Genomic DNA, 13,599 nt, shown 5'->3' on the forward strand with positions numbered 1-13,599 from the left:
CCGAAGGAATAGGGATAGCGAGATATTCAGGATATACACCGCGCGATGCCCACCCGGCGAACGGCACCGTCACTGTCATCGCGGTAGGGACTGACACCTAGACTCGGTTGTCGTGTCCGGCGTCGTCTCAGGCTTTACCGTCATCTTCATTGTGGTGGCCGTCGGTTTGGTACTTGGCCGCACGAAGGTACTGGGGTCAGCTGCGACCGATGTGCTCTCGCGTCTGGTGTTCTTCGTATGTACGCCAGCACTCCTGTTTCATTCACTGCTGACCACTGACCTATCGGTGGTCTTCTCCTCGACGCTGGTCATCGCCGGAGCAAGCGCGCTGATCATCGGCGCGCTCTACGCGGTCATCGCCACTTTCGTGTTGCGTCGCGCGGTACCCGAGGTCGTGATCGGCGCGCTGTCGTCGTCCTATGTGAATAGTGTCAACCTGGGGCTCCCCATCGCGATCTTCGTGCTCGACGACGCATCGTTCATCGCACCGCTATTGCTGTTCCAGATTCTGCTGTACTCGCCGATAGCGTTGGTGACGCTCGACGTCACCGCGCTTCCCGGAGCAGAAAACCGATCGACGGTACGCGATGCCGTTATCGCACCACTGACCAACCCGATTGTGTTGGGAGGCGTTGCCGGCCTTGCCTTTTCATTCCTGGACTGGCATCCGCCCAACGCCGTGCTCGAACCGATGAAGATGCTGGGAGAAGCGTCGGTCCCGTTGGCGCTGCTCGCTTTTGGACTATCGCTGACAGGTGTCAAGATCCTGCGAAAAGGCGACAGTCCACGCCGCGACGTCGCACTGGCGGCGACGCTGAAGATGGTGGCTATGCCACTGTTGGTCTATGTGATCGCCCGATGGGGTTTCGGCCAGTCCGGACACCAACTGTTCGCCCAGGTGGTCATCTCAGCCCTACCGACAGCACAGAATGTATTCGTCTACGCGACTCGATACCGTCGCGCCGAGGTGTTGGCGCGTGACTCCGCCCTGGTCACGACGTTGGCGTCGATCCCGGTCATCGCGCTGATAGCGGCGCTTCTGGCGTAGTTGGTTGGATGTCTCGACCTAACCTTTTCTCGACCGTAGGTAATCGCCAACCACCGCCGCGCCGAGTCCGTCAATGTCTGGCGCAACCACGCGTCCACCCACGCGGCGGGCAATGTGATCGATGAATTCGGCCAGACCCAGGTCCTCACCGAGACGGAAAATCGTTATCTGCGAACCCATTCGAGCCACATGATCGAGTTCGCGCACGGTCAGGGCAATCGTCTGCGGATGCGGTGGATAGAAGAAGAACGGTTCGCCGGACGGATCAAGGTGTGCGGTCGGCTCGCCATCGGTGACGATCAGCACCACCGGCTGCGCGTTGGGGAATCGCCGTAGGTGACGCTGCGCGAGCAGCAGGGCGTGATGCAGATTGGTACCCTGCTCCATCCTCGGCGAGAGCCCGGTGAGCTCCGCGACGTCGATCGAGCGCGCGTATCGACCGAAGGCGATCAGATGCAGTTCGTCGGTCCGGAACCGCGTAGATATCAAGTGGTTCAACGCGATCGCGGTGCGCTTCATCGGCGTCCAGCGGCCCTCCATCTCCATCGAGAATGACGTATCCACCAGGAGCACGACGGCCGCTTGAGTCCGAGCCTCGGTATCGATCACCTCGACGTCGCGCACGTCCAGACGTACGCCGCCCGCCCGTCCCGGCCCGTCACTTGCGGTACGTACCAACGCGTTGGTGATCGTTCGGGTGGTATCCCAGGGGTCGGTGTCACCGAATTCCCACTCGCGCGATGCCCCGGTCGGCTCACCGAGTAGGCCGGTCTGTCTGGTCCGCCGGTCCCCCGACCGACCCGATAGTTGTTGCGCGACGTCGGAGAAGATGGCTTGGCCCAACTGCCGCATGGCTTTTGGACTCAGCCGCAATTCCCCGTCGGGCGTCTTCTCGAAAAATCCCTGCTCGGACAACGCCTTTTCCAGATCGGCGAGGGTCCGCGCGTCGGCGACCGCCTCCGGGCCGAGTTGACGCTCCAGCGCGTCCAAGTCCAGATCGGCGAGTTCGGCTCCCGCATACTGTTGCGACAGTTGCTCGCTCAATGCTTCAAGCTCGGAGATATCGCGTATCGCCGCGGCGCCCTCACCGAAACCCATCGGCCGATCTCCGGAGAAGGACTGTGCGTCGTCCCAATCAAGCCCCGGCCGCGCGTCGCGCAACAGCGAGTCCATCTGGGACAACTGATTCATCAACTCCGGTGAACCAAATGCCTGCTGCGCCAACTGATCTAATTCGGCACGCTGCTCGGTTGACAGCGAGTTATAGAACTGCTGCGCGGCGGCCGAACGCTGCGCCAGTGAATCGATCAGTTCTTCGGTGGTCTGCGGGTTCTCCGGGAAGTGGTCACCATGGCGTTCCATGAATTCGTCGAACTGTTCGGTGGTGTCTTCGCCGCGATTATGCGCAGCGAGCAGTTCGTTGAGATCGGCCAGCATCTCCGAAATCTGTTGGCGGTCTTGTTCTGTAGCGCCTTCCATCGCCTGTTTCATTCCCGCGAACCGCTGATCGAGCAGTTCGCGTCCGAGCAGGTCCTTGATCTTGTCGTAGTCCGCGCGAGCCTGTTGGCTACGCCAGTCATACGATGCCAGTTCCTCGACGGCCTGAGCGGTCGACGGCGGCAGGTTACTGATCTGCATTTCCGCGAACCTTGCGTCGTCGTCCAGATCGCGGGCCAGTTGCTTACGTTCTTCGAGTACCGCCTGGTCGAGCAGTTCACGGATCTCGGCGAATGTCCCGTCCAGATTTCGTTCGCGCAGAAGCTGATTACGCCGCCGATTGATCTGCTCCCGCAACTGGTCAAGCCCACGCATATTCTGCGAGCCGCGGCGCAGCAACTCGCGCAACGCCCGCTGCGGGGACACCCCGCTCATCACGTCCTCGCCGATCTCCGAGAGCGCCTCGCGCAGATCGACCGGCGGCGCCAACGGATCCGGGCCATCGACGTAGGGGCGATAGCGTGATCGATGAAAATTCTTGTCGGCCATAGCTTCTCCGCTCAACTGTCAGCCGTAGAGGGTCTGGCCCGCGTCGTCAGCTTCCTTGCTGATCCGGCGCGCGAGAAACAGACCTTCCAGGGCGAGCTCCACTGCGCTGGCCCGTTCACCATCAATGGTCGCATCGAGACGTTCGGCGAGTGCATCGACAACTGGCGCGGTACGTGCCGGATCAGGAAGCGCGCCAAGCAATTCGACGGCGGTCACCCGGTCACCGGTGACCACTGGCTCACCACTTTCCAACGCGGTGACCAGCGGACCCATATCGATTCCACCGAGATGGGCGCGCACGGTGTCGGCTACCGACTTACGCAGCAAATGCTCCAGAATCTCCAATTCGCGGCCCTGTTCACCCGACTCGAATTCGATCTTGCCGCGCAACACCTCGATCACCGACTCTAGGTCGACAACCCGGGCCACCGGGACATCCTCACCGAGCAGAGCAGCGCGGTGAAGTGCCGCCGCCGCAACGGTTTCCGCGCCTGCGATAGCGAATCGCGCCGACACTCCCGAGCGCTGGTCGACCGATGGATGGTCACGCACATACCGGGTGAAGCGGGCCAGGATCTCGACGATGAAGGTTGGCACCGTGGCAGTGAGGTCGGCTTCTTGTTCGATGACCTCGACCTCGTCGTCGAGGTCCAGTGGGTAGTGCGTGCGGATCTCGGCACCGAACCGATCCTTGAGCGGCGTGATGATGCGACCGCGATTGGTGTAATCCTCCGGGTTGGCACTGGCCAACACCAGGACGTCGAGCGGCAGGCGCAGCGAGTAGCCGCGCACTTGAATATCGCGCTCCTCCATGACATTGAGCATCGACACCTGGATGCGCTCGGCGAGGTCGGGCAATTCGTTGATCGCGATGATGCCGCGATGCGCACGCGGAATCAGTCCGAAGTGAATGGTCTCGGGATCGCCGAGGCTGCGACCCTCGGCGACTTTCATCGGATCGATGTCACCGACCAGGTCAGCTACCGAGGTGTCCGGCGTCGCGAGCTTCTCGCTATACCGCTCATCGCGATGTCGCCAGTCGATCGGCAGGTCGTCGAGCAGTTCGGCTGCCTTGCGGATCGACGCCGGGGTGATCGGTTCGTACGGGTGCTCACCTAGTTCAGAACCCGCGATTACCGGTGTCCACTCATCTAGCAGTCCGACGAGCGTGCGCAGGACGCGCGTCTTGCCCTGGCCGCGTTCGCCGAGCATCACGACGTCGTGCCCGGCAAGCAGCGCGCGTTCCAACTGGGGCACGACGGTCGCCTCGAACCCGACGATGCCCGGCCACGGGTCGATTCCCGTTCGCAGTGCGGTCAATAAGTTGTTCCGAATCTCGTCGCGGACATCGCGCTGCACGTGCCCGCTGGCGCGCAATTCGCCGAGGGTGCGCGGCGACGGAGGCCGGGATTCGGTGGGGCGGGAGTTGGCGGTGGGGGTGTCTTGATCTGCCACCCGGTCAACGCTACTCCGCGAAATCCGGTCGCCGCCACGGAAACCCGACCGCCCCGCCCCTACCGCCCCACCCGCAAACCCGACCTCGCCGGACATCCCCGACGCCGTTTCGAGCGGGGGTTGTCCGATGAAGTCGGGTTTGCGCTGGTCAGGCTGGATCTCGGCCGATGAACGCGGCAAGTTTCACAACTGCTGACGCATCGTCGGCGACCGGTTTGGCCGGCCCATACTGCCCGGACGAGCGCAGCATCTCCTCGATCGGCGCCATCCCACCAAGCAGATTCGACGCGAACTGCTCGTCGAGGTCGGGAGTCACACCGGACGCCCGCGCAAGGTCCCAGGTATGCATGAAAACATCAGCCGTATAGAACATGTCGATCGCCGTCGACAGCGGATAAGTACCTGCTCGCGGATGAGTGAACTCGGACTGCGCATTGTCACCGTCGAGCAGCGCCTGCACAGCCGCGGCATGTGCGGACCAAGCCGCCACCGGATCGACGTCGACCGACGGCGAGGGCTCCAGAATGATTCCACCATCGGCGAGGAACGCTGGGAACCATTCGACCAGATGTCGCACGACGTCACGCGCAACCCAATCAGCGACCGGCGATTGCGCATCCCAATCTTCGGTAGCGACAACATATTTCGCGAACTCTCCGGCCACAGCTCGATGCCGCTGCGCCGGCGCGAGGTCGGCGATTCCGTTCGTCATCAGATCGTGCCGGATGCGATCAGAGCGTCGAGCTTGGCATAGCCCTGATCGACGCCGACTTCCATTCCCGATGCCAGCCAGGCGTCACGGGCCTCGATGCTGTCGACGAGCGATTGCGCGTGCAAGCGGGTGCGGCCATCGCCGAGGTCCTCGAAACGCATACTTTCCAGCGAGACGTCGTCGGGCATCCCTTCGAAGGTAAAGGTCTGGACGATGCGGTCGTCGCTGATGGTGTGGAAGCAGCCACGGAAGCCGTACTCCTCGCCGTCTCTGCCGGCGACATAGCGCCACTCCCCACCGTCGCGGGCATCCCAGGCGACGATGCGGGTGTCCATGCCGTCGGGGCCGACCCATTTCGCGAAGAGTTCCGGGTCGGTATGCGCTTTGATGAGTTGCGCCGGAGTGGCGGTGAAATCCCGGGTGATCCGAATGATGGGCAGGTTGGGGTCGGCCTCGATGGCTGCCTCGACGTGTTGGGTTGTCATGATGCTTTGCCTTTCTTGGGTTTTGGACTTTCGGTATGCCCTTGCGGGCCGACGTTGAGGTCGGCCAATAGTGTGTCGAGCCGTTGATAGCGAGCTTCGGCTTGACGCCGGTAGCGCTCGATCCATTTGGTCATGAGATCGAATACCTCGGCTTCCAGGTGGACCGGCCGTTTCTGCGCCTCACGCGATCGGGTAACGAGTCCGGCGTCTTGTAATACCTTGAGGTGCTTGGAAACTGCCTGAATACTCACGTCATACGGTTCGGCGAGTTCACTCACCGTCGCGTCGGCCGCGGTGAGACGGGCGACGATGTCACGCCGGGTCGGATCCGCCAATGCGGCGAAGACTCGCGACAGTTGGTCGGTCATGGCCGGGTATCACCTCCCTTATTCAATGAATTGGTTGAATACAAGTAGACGCCTCCGCCCCCGGCTTGTCAACCTATTAGTTGAACACCCACCTCGGGGCCCACCTCTCCACCCGCAGATATCTCCACCCGCATCTCCACCCGCGGGGGGATCTGTTCCGCGGGCTGTCACAGCATTCTGATTGCGGACAATCACTCCCCGAAAGGACAAGCACATGTCACCCCAGTACTTCGTCGATGCGATACTCGTCCTCGGACTCATCGTGGTACTCGGCCGCCGCCAGCTGACCTGGCGACCGGTGGAAATCTCCCAGATGTGGCGCCTACCAACAATTTTGGGCGTCGTCGGATTGGCAATATTGGGAACCGCTGACGGCCGGTTCAGCGCACTCGACATCACATTGATCGCCGTCGAACTTGCCACCTCCCTGGCGATCGGCGCGTGGATGGGTGCCATCGCGCATTTCCGCCGCCTTCCCGAACCAGTCCGATTCGGCCGGGACGACCGCAACCTGGCGCACTACGAATCCCGCACCGCCCCCTGGGGTTTGGCCCTCTGGGGACTGATGATCGCTACTCGCATCGGACTCGCCGCCATCGCACACATCAGTGGCGCACAGCTGGCCGCATCGACCGGCATCATCCTGCTCGCGTTCGCAGCCAATCGAGCCGGAAACACGTTCGTGTTCGCCGGCCGCCTGACCCGCCACGCCGCAGCACCGATGACCACATATCGTGACGCGCTGCGGTCATGATGGAGCGATGAACTCCCAACCCGCGCCGAGCAGCCTGAGCATCGCGCTCCACCTGCTCGGCGTCGGCGTGGTTCTCTGGTCGCTGACCGGCGAAGATCGACCATTGTGGGTCGACATCCTCGCCTACCTCGCGGTCGGGGCCTGGCTTGTGTCGTCAGTCGGTGTGCGGGTCGTCGAACGGCTTGTGCCGGCCCGACAAACCAATGTCGGAGCCGAGATCGGCTGCGCACTCGTGGCGACGTCGGCCGGCGGACTGGCTTCGGCAGGCACCTCGGGGCTCGCCCTGGTCCCCGCGGTGATCGCGGTCGGTGCGGTAATCGGTACTGCTGAATATCCGCTGCTCTGGGGGGTTTTCGTCGGAGCGCTCGGAATAGTCACCGTCGGCGTCGGTGCGGTGGTCGCTGATATCTCGGCGATTTCATTACTGGCGATGATGGGGGGCATCGTTATCGCAGCGCTACTCGGGTTATCCCGACGCCAGACTCGAATCTCCGACGACGCGCTGAAGTTGTTGCGCGAGAGAGAGTTCGCCGCACGCGACGAAGCTCGACGGGTGGCGCTCGCCCGCGATCTCCATGACCTCTTAGCCCACAGTTTGGGCGGCCTGGTCATCCAACTCGACGCGGTCGAAGCACTACTCGAGTCCGGGAAATCGGATGCCGCGGCCGAACGTGTCGGTGCGGCAAGGACTTTGGCCGCCCAGGGCCTCGGCGAAGCACGTCGCGCCGTCGCAGCGCTGCGCGACCCGGGCATCGTCGGGCCCGACGTCGACTCAGCTGCTGTCCTCGCCGACATCGAGGATCTGCTCGCCGCGCATCGAAGCGTCGGAGGTATCGCGAACCTGGGCAGCGACGGTCACACCGATCGCGTCCCGGCCAATCACGCCGATATCATTCGCCGCACCATCCAAGAGTCTCTCAGCAATGCCCGCAAACACGCCAGCGGATCGCCGGTGTCAATCGAAGTGCATTGGCATGATGGTCTAGTGAGTTTCACCGTGACCAACCCACTGTCGGTCGGCACCGCACTGGCGGCGTCCGGCGGCGGCCACGGGCTGCTAGGAATGCGTGAACGGTTCATCGCACTGGACAATGGTAGTTCTCTTGTCGCAGAAGAGGATTCCCGTATCGGGAAGTTTCGAGTGACCGCTCTTCTACGGATGCCGGGGACTGCGGAATGAGTGAATCGACCATCACAGTCCTCGTCGTCGACGACCAGGCCATTGTCCGGGACGGCCTCGTTACCGTGCTCTCGTTACACGACGATATCGACGTCGTCGGATCGGTAGGCGACGGCGCGGCAGCGATTGTCGAGTCAGCGTCGACAACGCCGGACGTCGTGCTGATGGACCTGCGGATGCCCGGCATCGACGGCGTAGAGGCCACGCGACGTGTCCTCGCCGACCGCCCCGAGACTGCGGTGCTCGTACTGACAACCTACGCCGACGACGAGTCGATCTTCACTGCCTTACGTGCCGGCGCGCGCGGCTATCTGACTAAAGACGCTGGCCGCGCCGAACTCGTGGCAGCGGTTCGTTCAGTGGCCCGCGGTCAGGCGACTTTCGACGCCCAGGTCGGCGCGCGGATAGTCGAACACCTCGCCGCTCCAGCCGAATCGGCAACAAGCTCGACGCCGACGCCCGTCACCTCGGTGGCGCAACGATTTCCGCGCCTCACCGGCCGGGAAGCAGAGGTCGCGACGCTGGTCGGCAAGGGTCTGAGCAACGCCGAAATCGCCACTGAACTCTTCGTCGGGGTCTCCACGGTGAAGACCCATATCAACTCGCTCTTCGCGAAACTCGGTGTGCGCGACCGCGCGCAGGCGATCGCCTTGATCCGGGAGTAGTCGCTATTAGGCAGTCAGCCCAACCGGGATATCCCCGCGCAGGGTCACGCGATGCATGATCCGTCGTTGCCCGCCGTCGAAGTCGACATAGTCGCGATTGGCGTAGTGGAGCGTATTTCGGTTGTCCCACAACACCAAATCACCTAGTTGCCAACGGTGCCGCACAATATGCTCCGGCTTGGTCAGGTGCGCGTAGAGCAGGTCCAGGATTCCCCGGCTCTCCGCGTCAGACACGCCTTCGATATGTGAGGTGAATCCGGGGTTGACGAAAATCGCCCGCCGTCCGGTCTCTGGATGCACCCGCACCACCGGATGCCGTACCGGCGTCAGCTCGGTTACCTCGCGGCCATCCCAGGTATTGCCTTTACCACCGCGCTTATGTTTGAGGTAGTACCCGAACTCACGATTGCCGTCGTGGACCGCGGTCAGCTGATCGATCAGTCCGCGCACCGGCTCGGACAGCGATAGATACGCCAATTCGGCGTCGGCCCAATTGGTATCGCCGCCCGTCGGCGGCAACACGACCGGCCGCAGGATGGATCCGAGCGGTGGGCGTTCCATAAACGTGACGTCGGTGTGCCACACGTCGGCGAACCCGTTGTCGGCGCTGTCGAGTGAGTACATCTGCTCGGGAACGTCGGTGCCGCTGTCGTGCACGGGATGCCCGGTGGTGAGATCGCCCAGGCGATTGGCGAATTCGATGTGTTCGGCGTCTTCGAGTTGCTGTCCACGAAAGACCAGGACCTTGAACTCCACCAGCGCCGCGCGAATTGCCCGCACCTGGTCATCAGATGCCGACGCGATGTCGATCCCGGAGACCTGCGCGCCGAAATGGGGCCCGAACCGGTCGATGTCGAGTTCGACGCCGCTGCGCACCGTCGTACGTGACTGGTTGATAACACTCATGCTGCTGCCGCCTCCTTCACCGCGTGGCCAACTTCGGCACGCAGGGTTGCGTATTCCGGCGAGCCGCGTAGCTCGTCGGGGGTTACCCCGTCACGCGGCAAACTTGACGAGATATCAAGTGCCACCCGGCCGGGACGTTGGGTCAGTACGACGATGCGGGAGCCAAGGAAGGCTGCCTCGTCAGCACTGTGGGTAACGAACACACTGGTCCGTCCGGATTCGGCGCTCACCTGGCGTAGATCTTCCTGCAGTCGTTCACGAGTGAGCGCGTCGAGAGCCGCGAACGGCTCGTCCAGCAAGAGCAACGATGTCTCTGCCGCCAATGCGCGGGCTATCGCCACGCGCTGCTGCTGCCCTCCGGAGATCTCCCAGATCCGACGATCTCCGGTGTCCGCCAAGCCAACTCGGTCAAGAAGCTCGTTACGCCGTTCTGCACGTTGACCTTTCGGAACTTTCGCATACTTCAGCGCCAGATCGACGTTGCCGCCGACCGTTTGCCACGGAAACAGCCGCGGTTGCTGAAAGACGACTCCCGAGGTGACCCCCGGTACCGGCGGACCACCCGACACCGCGACGTCGCCGATGGTTGCCTGTTCGAAGCCCGCGATCAGCCTCAACAGTGTCGACTTGCCGCAGCCCGACGCGCCGACCAGCACCAGGAATTCGCCTGGTGGGACGTCGAGGTCGACGGGGCCCAACGCGGTCACCGCATCGGATCCGTTGCCATAGGTCTGAGATACGTTGCGAATACTGACAGATCCGCGGCTGTTACGTGCCGCCGTGAGGTCGGTCGCGGCCTCCTTACTGACTGAAGACACCAGGCAACCCTTTCGTATAGACGGCCTTCTGGAAGGTCTCCAGGGTCGGCGCGGAGGGAATCTGCTGCTGCGCAGCGAGGAACTGCGCAGCCGACTGCAAGTTGACCGCGATATTGCCGGGTTTGCCGTCGACACCGAGCCACGTCGGCGTGGTCAGCTCAGCGACATCGAGGTAGGTCCCCTGACTCAACTGGTTCTTCGCATCGTCGACCGTGATACCCATCTCGGCGGCTATCGCTTCGGCGGCAGTCTGCGGATCGTTCTTGATCGTTGTCAGAGCACGCGCTTGGATCTGCCGCCACGCGTCCACGACGTCGGGATGCGCCGTCGCGAAAGCTGTTGAGACGACGCCTAAGTCGAGAGTCGGCTTACCCGCCGTCGCCAACTGCTTGCTGGCGATCAGCGTCTTTCCGTTTGCGCGCAACTTGTCCAGTGTCGGGAGCCAGGTATAGACAGCGTCGACATCGCCGCGATCCCAGGCGGCGAGCGACGCTTGTGGCTGAAGGTCGATGATGTCGACGTCGCCAGCCGCCAGCCCAGCCTGGTCGAGCGCGGCGAGCAGGCTGTAATGCGCTGTCGACGCGAACGCGGTTGCAACGCGCTTGCCCCGAAGATCGGCAATCGTGTTGATACCGGTGCCATTACGAGCGACCAACGCTTCGTTGTCACCGGCGACGTCGAGGACGAATGCGACCTGATAGGCGATATTCAGCGGCGCCGACAGCCCGCGCGCCACCGGAGCGGAACCGATTGCGCCGAAGTCGATTTGGCGCGCGACAAACGCGGTGTTGACGTCGGCACCCGAGTCGAATTTTGTCCACTTGATGTTGTACTTCGGCAGCGCTTCTTCAAGCCACCGTTTGTTCTTCACAATCAGATCGCCACTGGGAAACGACTGGTAGGCGATCCGGATCGTCGGCTTGGAACTGTCCTGACCGGAGTGATCGATAGCGCAGCCCGATAGTGTCGCCACGGTGATCGCAAGTAGTGCGAGCAGGCCCTTGAACGGGAATTTCATTGCGGGACTATACCTTTCCGCGCCACGGCACCGCGCGAACTTCAACCGCACGCAGCACACCATCGATGATCAACCCGGAGATACCGATGGCGAAAATGCCGACCAGCACCACGGGGGTGTTGTTGTAATTACTTGCGTCCTTGACGACGCCGCCAATACCCGGAATGCCGTTGAAAAGCTCGGCGGCTACCACCGAGGAGTAGGCCATGCCAACCGAAAGTCTTATGCCGGTAAAGGTTTCGGGAAGCGCGGAGGGAATCACGACGTCGCGCACCACCTGCCGCGGCGACGCCCCCAGCGCTCGCGCGGCCTCGACCAAGCCAACCGGTGCAGCCACAACGGCAGCCGTCGTGGCGACCGCGGCCGGCGGGAGCGCTGCCAACGCGAGCAACGTGATCTTCGGAGCCTCGTCGATGCCAAGCCAAATGACGAGAAGGAAGAAGTACGCCAGCGGCGGCAGTGCTCGCAGGAAAGTCAGCCACGGCTCCAGCAAACGTCGAACCCAGCTGAACGTTCCCATCGCCAAGCCAAGCAGCACCCCGAGCACCACGCCGACAATCACACCAGCGAAAACGCGGCGCAGAGTCATGTAGAGGTGTTCCCAGAGCAGGTAGCCCTGATAGCCGCGGACACCGTCGTGCGTTGTCGACAAGTCAACGAATGCCCGCCACACCGTGCTCGGGTACGGCACGAAGGTCTCGCTCCAGACACCGCTCAACGCGGCGATCTCCCAGACCACGAAGAAGGCGATCACCGACAAAATCGGCAAGCCGAACTTGGTTAACCAGGCCCGTTTCGGTTTCGGCCGGGCCTTGCCGGGCCTCGCGGCGTCGGGCGGCGCCTGTTCGGCGATATCAACGAAAACACTCACCGGGCAATAGGTACCGGTTCGCGGTCCAAGCCAACATACTTTGAATCGCAGCGAGGGAAAGTCGGGCAAGGGCCGGGCTGAAAACTGCAACATCGTCGACGGCGAGGGGAGGTACGCCTTCCAAGCAGCGCAGGCGCGGATAGCAGTCGCGGGCCAGTAGCTGCGGCGCGGCTGCGATCGAGGGGAAGTACGCCCTCGCGACCGACCACAACGCAGATTCCGGCGTTGGTCTGACGAAGTCTGCGGCGCAGATGCGACGAGGGGACTATGCACCCCAGTGGGCACATTGGCGCAGATTGCAGCATTGGCCGGCATCTGCGGCATGGCCGCAACGGTGGGGGCAGCACACCTCGCCAACACTCACGACGCAGATTGCAGCCAAACGAAACCGATTCGGCTCCCCGCTGCGTCAAAGGATGTATGGGACGCGACACCGGGGTCTACACAACTGCTGAACTTCACGCGTTTGGCGCGTCCACGGCAGACATCAAGCGGGCCGCCAAGGACAAGATGATCTTCAACTGTAGGCGCGGATGGTGGCATGTCGGCGATGCCGTTCCGCTCGCCGTCGAGGTTGTGAAGGCGGGCGGCGTGGTGAGTTGCCTGTCGGCCATTCAGTTCTACAAGCAGACGCTCCACCCGAAGTTATACCTGCCGGCCGAACCGGAGGTACACCACGGAAGGCTCAGCCGGTACGGCAAATCTGTGGTCGACGCACCGGCTATCGCGTGGTGCCAAGGCCACGGGCCACCGCTTCCCCTGCAAGGCGCTGTGGATTCGCTCGCGATCGCACTCGGCTGTGCGGTCCGCTGCCTTCCACCGGAGGAATGGATAGCGACGTGCGACTCGGCGCTTCACTACACGCCGCTCACGAAGGCCGCTCTTCGCACACAGCTAGGCAACGTCTCGCGAACCGTCGACAAATTGCTTGACAAATGCGACAGCCGTGCGATGTCGGGCCCTGAGTCAATAGTTCGAGTTAGATTGCGCGCCTTGGGATTCGACGTACGCGTCCAGCCGTCGATCGGCGGGAACGAACACGCCGACCTTCGCATCGGGTCACTGCTCATCGAATGTGACAGCAACGACTATCACCTCGCGGAACATCAGAAGCTGGTCGACTGTCGACGCGACCGCATGACTCTCAAGAAGGGAATGATGACCATCCGCATCATGGCTTCCGAAGTCGCCCACGACTGGCCTTCAGTGTTGGCCGATATTCGCGCCATCACAGATCGAGATCGACATCGTCGACCTTATCGGCCATATGCCGCTGTGTGAACAGGCCGTGGGATTCGTACCAGACGCAAACTGCGACGACACGCCCGCCGAA

At 62.7% G+C, this 13,599-nt stretch carries 14 protein-coding genes; 5 read left to right on the top strand and 9 right to left on the bottom strand.

Going from position 1 to position 13,599, the window contains the following annotated elements; genetic code table 11:
- The first annotated feature begins 112 nt into the window (after positions 1 to 112).
- A complete protein-coding gene (locus tag AAFP29_RS16865) occupies positions 113 to 1,048 on the top strand; it encodes an AEC family transporter (RefSeq protein ID WP_419218543.1) in 936 nt (311 codons plus the stop codon).
- 18 nt (positions 1,049 to 1,066) lie between these two features.
- On the opposite strand, the gene AAFP29_RS16870 is transcribed toward AAFP29_RS16865, so the two are convergent.
- The 5 genes from AAFP29_RS16870 to AAFP29_RS16890 are packed head-to-tail and all read right to left on the bottom strand — an operon-like array spanning position 1,067 to position 6,054.
- Entirely contained in the window at positions 1,067 to 3,034 is a 1,968-nt protein-coding gene (locus tag AAFP29_RS16870; RefSeq protein ID WP_419218544.1) for a VWA domain-containing protein, read from the bottom strand.
- An 18-nt stretch (positions 3,035 to 3,052) separates the two neighbouring features.
- Positions 3,053 to 4,585 (bottom strand): sigma 54-interacting transcriptional regulator, encoded by a 1,533-nt coding sequence (locus AAFP29_RS16875; protein WP_419218764.1) that lies wholly within the window; start codon positions 4,583 to 4,585, stop codon positions 3,053 to 3,055.
- A 52-nt stretch (positions 4,586 to 4,637) separates the two neighbouring features.
- Positions 4,638 to 5,201, bottom strand: coding sequence for a maleylpyruvate isomerase family mycothiol-dependent enzyme (locus AAFP29_RS16880; protein WP_419218545.1), 564 nt, complete (start codon positions 5,199 to 5,201; stop codon positions 4,638 to 4,640).
- Positions 5,201 to 5,686 (bottom strand): SRPBCC family protein, encoded by a 486-nt coding sequence (locus AAFP29_RS16885; protein ID WP_419218546.1) that lies wholly within the window; start codon positions 5,684 to 5,686, stop codon positions 5,201 to 5,203. Before AAFP29_RS16885 ends, AAFP29_RS16880 begins: the two co-directional genes overlap by 1 nt.
- A complete protein-coding gene (locus AAFP29_RS16890; protein WP_419218547.1) occupies positions 5,683 to 6,054 on the bottom strand; it encodes an ArsR/SmtB family transcription factor in 372 nt (123 codons plus the stop codon). Before AAFP29_RS16890 ends, AAFP29_RS16885 begins: the two co-directional genes overlap by 4 nt.
- Positions 6,055 to 6,268: 214 nt before the next feature.
- Between AAFP29_RS16890 and AAFP29_RS16895 the strand changes: the two genes are divergently transcribed.
- The 3 genes from AAFP29_RS16895 to AAFP29_RS16905 are packed head-to-tail and all read left to right on the top strand — an operon-like array spanning position 6,269 to position 8,653.
- A complete protein-coding gene (locus tag AAFP29_RS16895; RefSeq protein WP_419218548.1) occupies positions 6,269 to 6,808 on the top strand; it encodes a hypothetical protein in 540 nt (179 codons plus the stop codon).
- 7 nt (positions 6,809 to 6,815) lie between these two features.
- A complete protein-coding gene (locus tag AAFP29_RS16900) occupies positions 6,816 to 7,988 on the top strand; it encodes a sensor histidine kinase (protein ID WP_419218549.1) in 1,173 nt (390 codons plus the stop codon).
- The gene (locus AAFP29_RS16905) at positions 7,985 to 8,653 is read left to right on the top strand and encodes a response regulator transcription factor (protein WP_419218550.1); all 669 of its coding nucleotides are present in this window, start codon (positions 7,985 to 7,987) and stop codon (positions 8,651 to 8,653) included. The genes AAFP29_RS16900 and AAFP29_RS16905 overlap by 4 nt, the downstream gene beginning before the upstream one ends.
- A gap of 6 nt (positions 8,654 to 8,659) precedes the next feature.
- Here the strand turns inward: AAFP29_RS16905 and AAFP29_RS16910 are convergent, their stop codons facing one another.
- From AAFP29_RS16910 to AAFP29_RS16925, 4 genes are read right to left on the bottom strand one after another with little or no spacing between them, the layout of a single operon-like run.
- Positions 8,660 to 9,559 (bottom strand): TauD/TfdA dioxygenase family protein, encoded by a 900-nt coding sequence (locus tag AAFP29_RS16910; RefSeq protein WP_419218551.1) that lies wholly within the window; start codon positions 9,557 to 9,559, stop codon positions 8,660 to 8,662.
- Positions 9,556 to 10,377 (bottom strand): ABC transporter ATP-binding protein, encoded by an 822-nt coding sequence (locus AAFP29_RS16915; RefSeq protein ID WP_419218552.1) that lies wholly within the window; start codon positions 10,375 to 10,377, stop codon positions 9,556 to 9,558. Before AAFP29_RS16915 ends, AAFP29_RS16910 begins: the two co-directional genes overlap by 4 nt.
- Positions 10,361 to 11,395, bottom strand: coding sequence for an ABC transporter substrate-binding protein (locus AAFP29_RS16920; RefSeq protein WP_419218553.1), 1,035 nt, complete (start codon positions 11,393 to 11,395; stop codon positions 10,361 to 10,363). Before AAFP29_RS16920 ends, AAFP29_RS16915 begins: the two co-directional genes overlap by 17 nt.
- A gap of 7 nt (positions 11,396 to 11,402) precedes the next feature.
- Positions 11,403 to 12,266: an ABC transporter permease gene (locus AAFP29_RS16925; protein ID WP_419218554.1), complete on the bottom strand. Its 864-nt coding sequence runs from the start codon at positions 12,264 to 12,266 to the stop codon at positions 11,403 to 11,405.
- Between the two features lie 420 nt (positions 12,267 to 12,686).
- Here AAFP29_RS16925 and AAFP29_RS16930 point away from each other — a divergent pair, with 420 nt between their 5' ends.
- Positions 12,687 to 13,547: an endonuclease domain-containing protein gene (locus AAFP29_RS16930; RefSeq protein WP_419218555.1), complete on the top strand. Its 861-nt coding sequence runs from the start codon at positions 12,687 to 12,689 to the stop codon at positions 13,545 to 13,547.
- Positions 13,548 to 13,599: the final 52 nt, after the last annotated feature.

The organism is Gordonia sp. CPCC 205333, assembly GCF_048537885.1.
Taxonomy (GTDB): Bacteria; Actinomycetota; Actinomycetes; order Mycobacteriales; family Mycobacteriaceae; genus Gordonia.

Excerpts from the sequence above, each read along its gene's own strand:
- AAFP29_RS16870 (WP_419218544.1), bottom strand. The coding sequence starts at position 3,034 with ATGGCCGACAAGAATTTTCATCGATCACGCTATCGCCCCTACGTCGAT.
- AAFP29_RS16875 (WP_419218764.1), bottom strand. The coding sequence starts at position 4,585 with ATGTCCGGCGAGGTCGGGTTTGCGGGTGGGGCGGTAGGGGCGGGGCGG.
- AAFP29_RS16880 (WP_419218545.1), bottom strand. The coding sequence starts at position 5,201 with ATGACGAACGGAATCGCCGACCTCGCGCCGGCGCAGCGGCATCGAGCT.
- AAFP29_RS16885 (WP_419218546.1), bottom strand. The coding sequence starts at position 5,686 with ATGACAACCCAACACGTCGAGGCAGCCATCGAGGCCGACCCCAACCTG.
- AAFP29_RS16890 (WP_419218547.1), bottom strand. The coding sequence starts at position 6,054 with ATGACCGACCAACTGTCGCGAGTCTTCGCCGCATTGGCGGATCCGACC.
- AAFP29_RS16895 (WP_419218548.1), top strand. The coding sequence starts at position 6,269 with ATGTCACCCCAGTACTTCGTCGATGCGATACTCGTCCTCGGACTCATC.
- AAFP29_RS16900 (WP_419218549.1), top strand. The coding sequence starts at position 6,816 with ATGAACTCCCAACCCGCGCCGAGCAGCCTGAGCATCGCGCTCCACCTG.
- AAFP29_RS16905 (WP_419218550.1), top strand. The coding sequence starts at position 7,985 with ATGAGTGAATCGACCATCACAGTCCTCGTCGTCGACGACCAGGCCATT.
- AAFP29_RS16910 (WP_419218551.1), bottom strand. The coding sequence starts at position 9,559 with ATGAGTGTTATCAACCAGTCACGTACGACGGTGCGCAGCGGCGTCGAA.
- AAFP29_RS16920 (WP_419218553.1), bottom strand. The coding sequence starts at position 11,395 with ATGAAATTCCCGTTCAAGGGCCTGCTCGCACTACTTGCGATCACCGTG.
- AAFP29_RS16930 (WP_419218555.1), top strand. The coding sequence starts at position 12,687 with ATGGGACGCGACACCGGGGTCTACACAACTGCTGAACTTCACGCGTTT.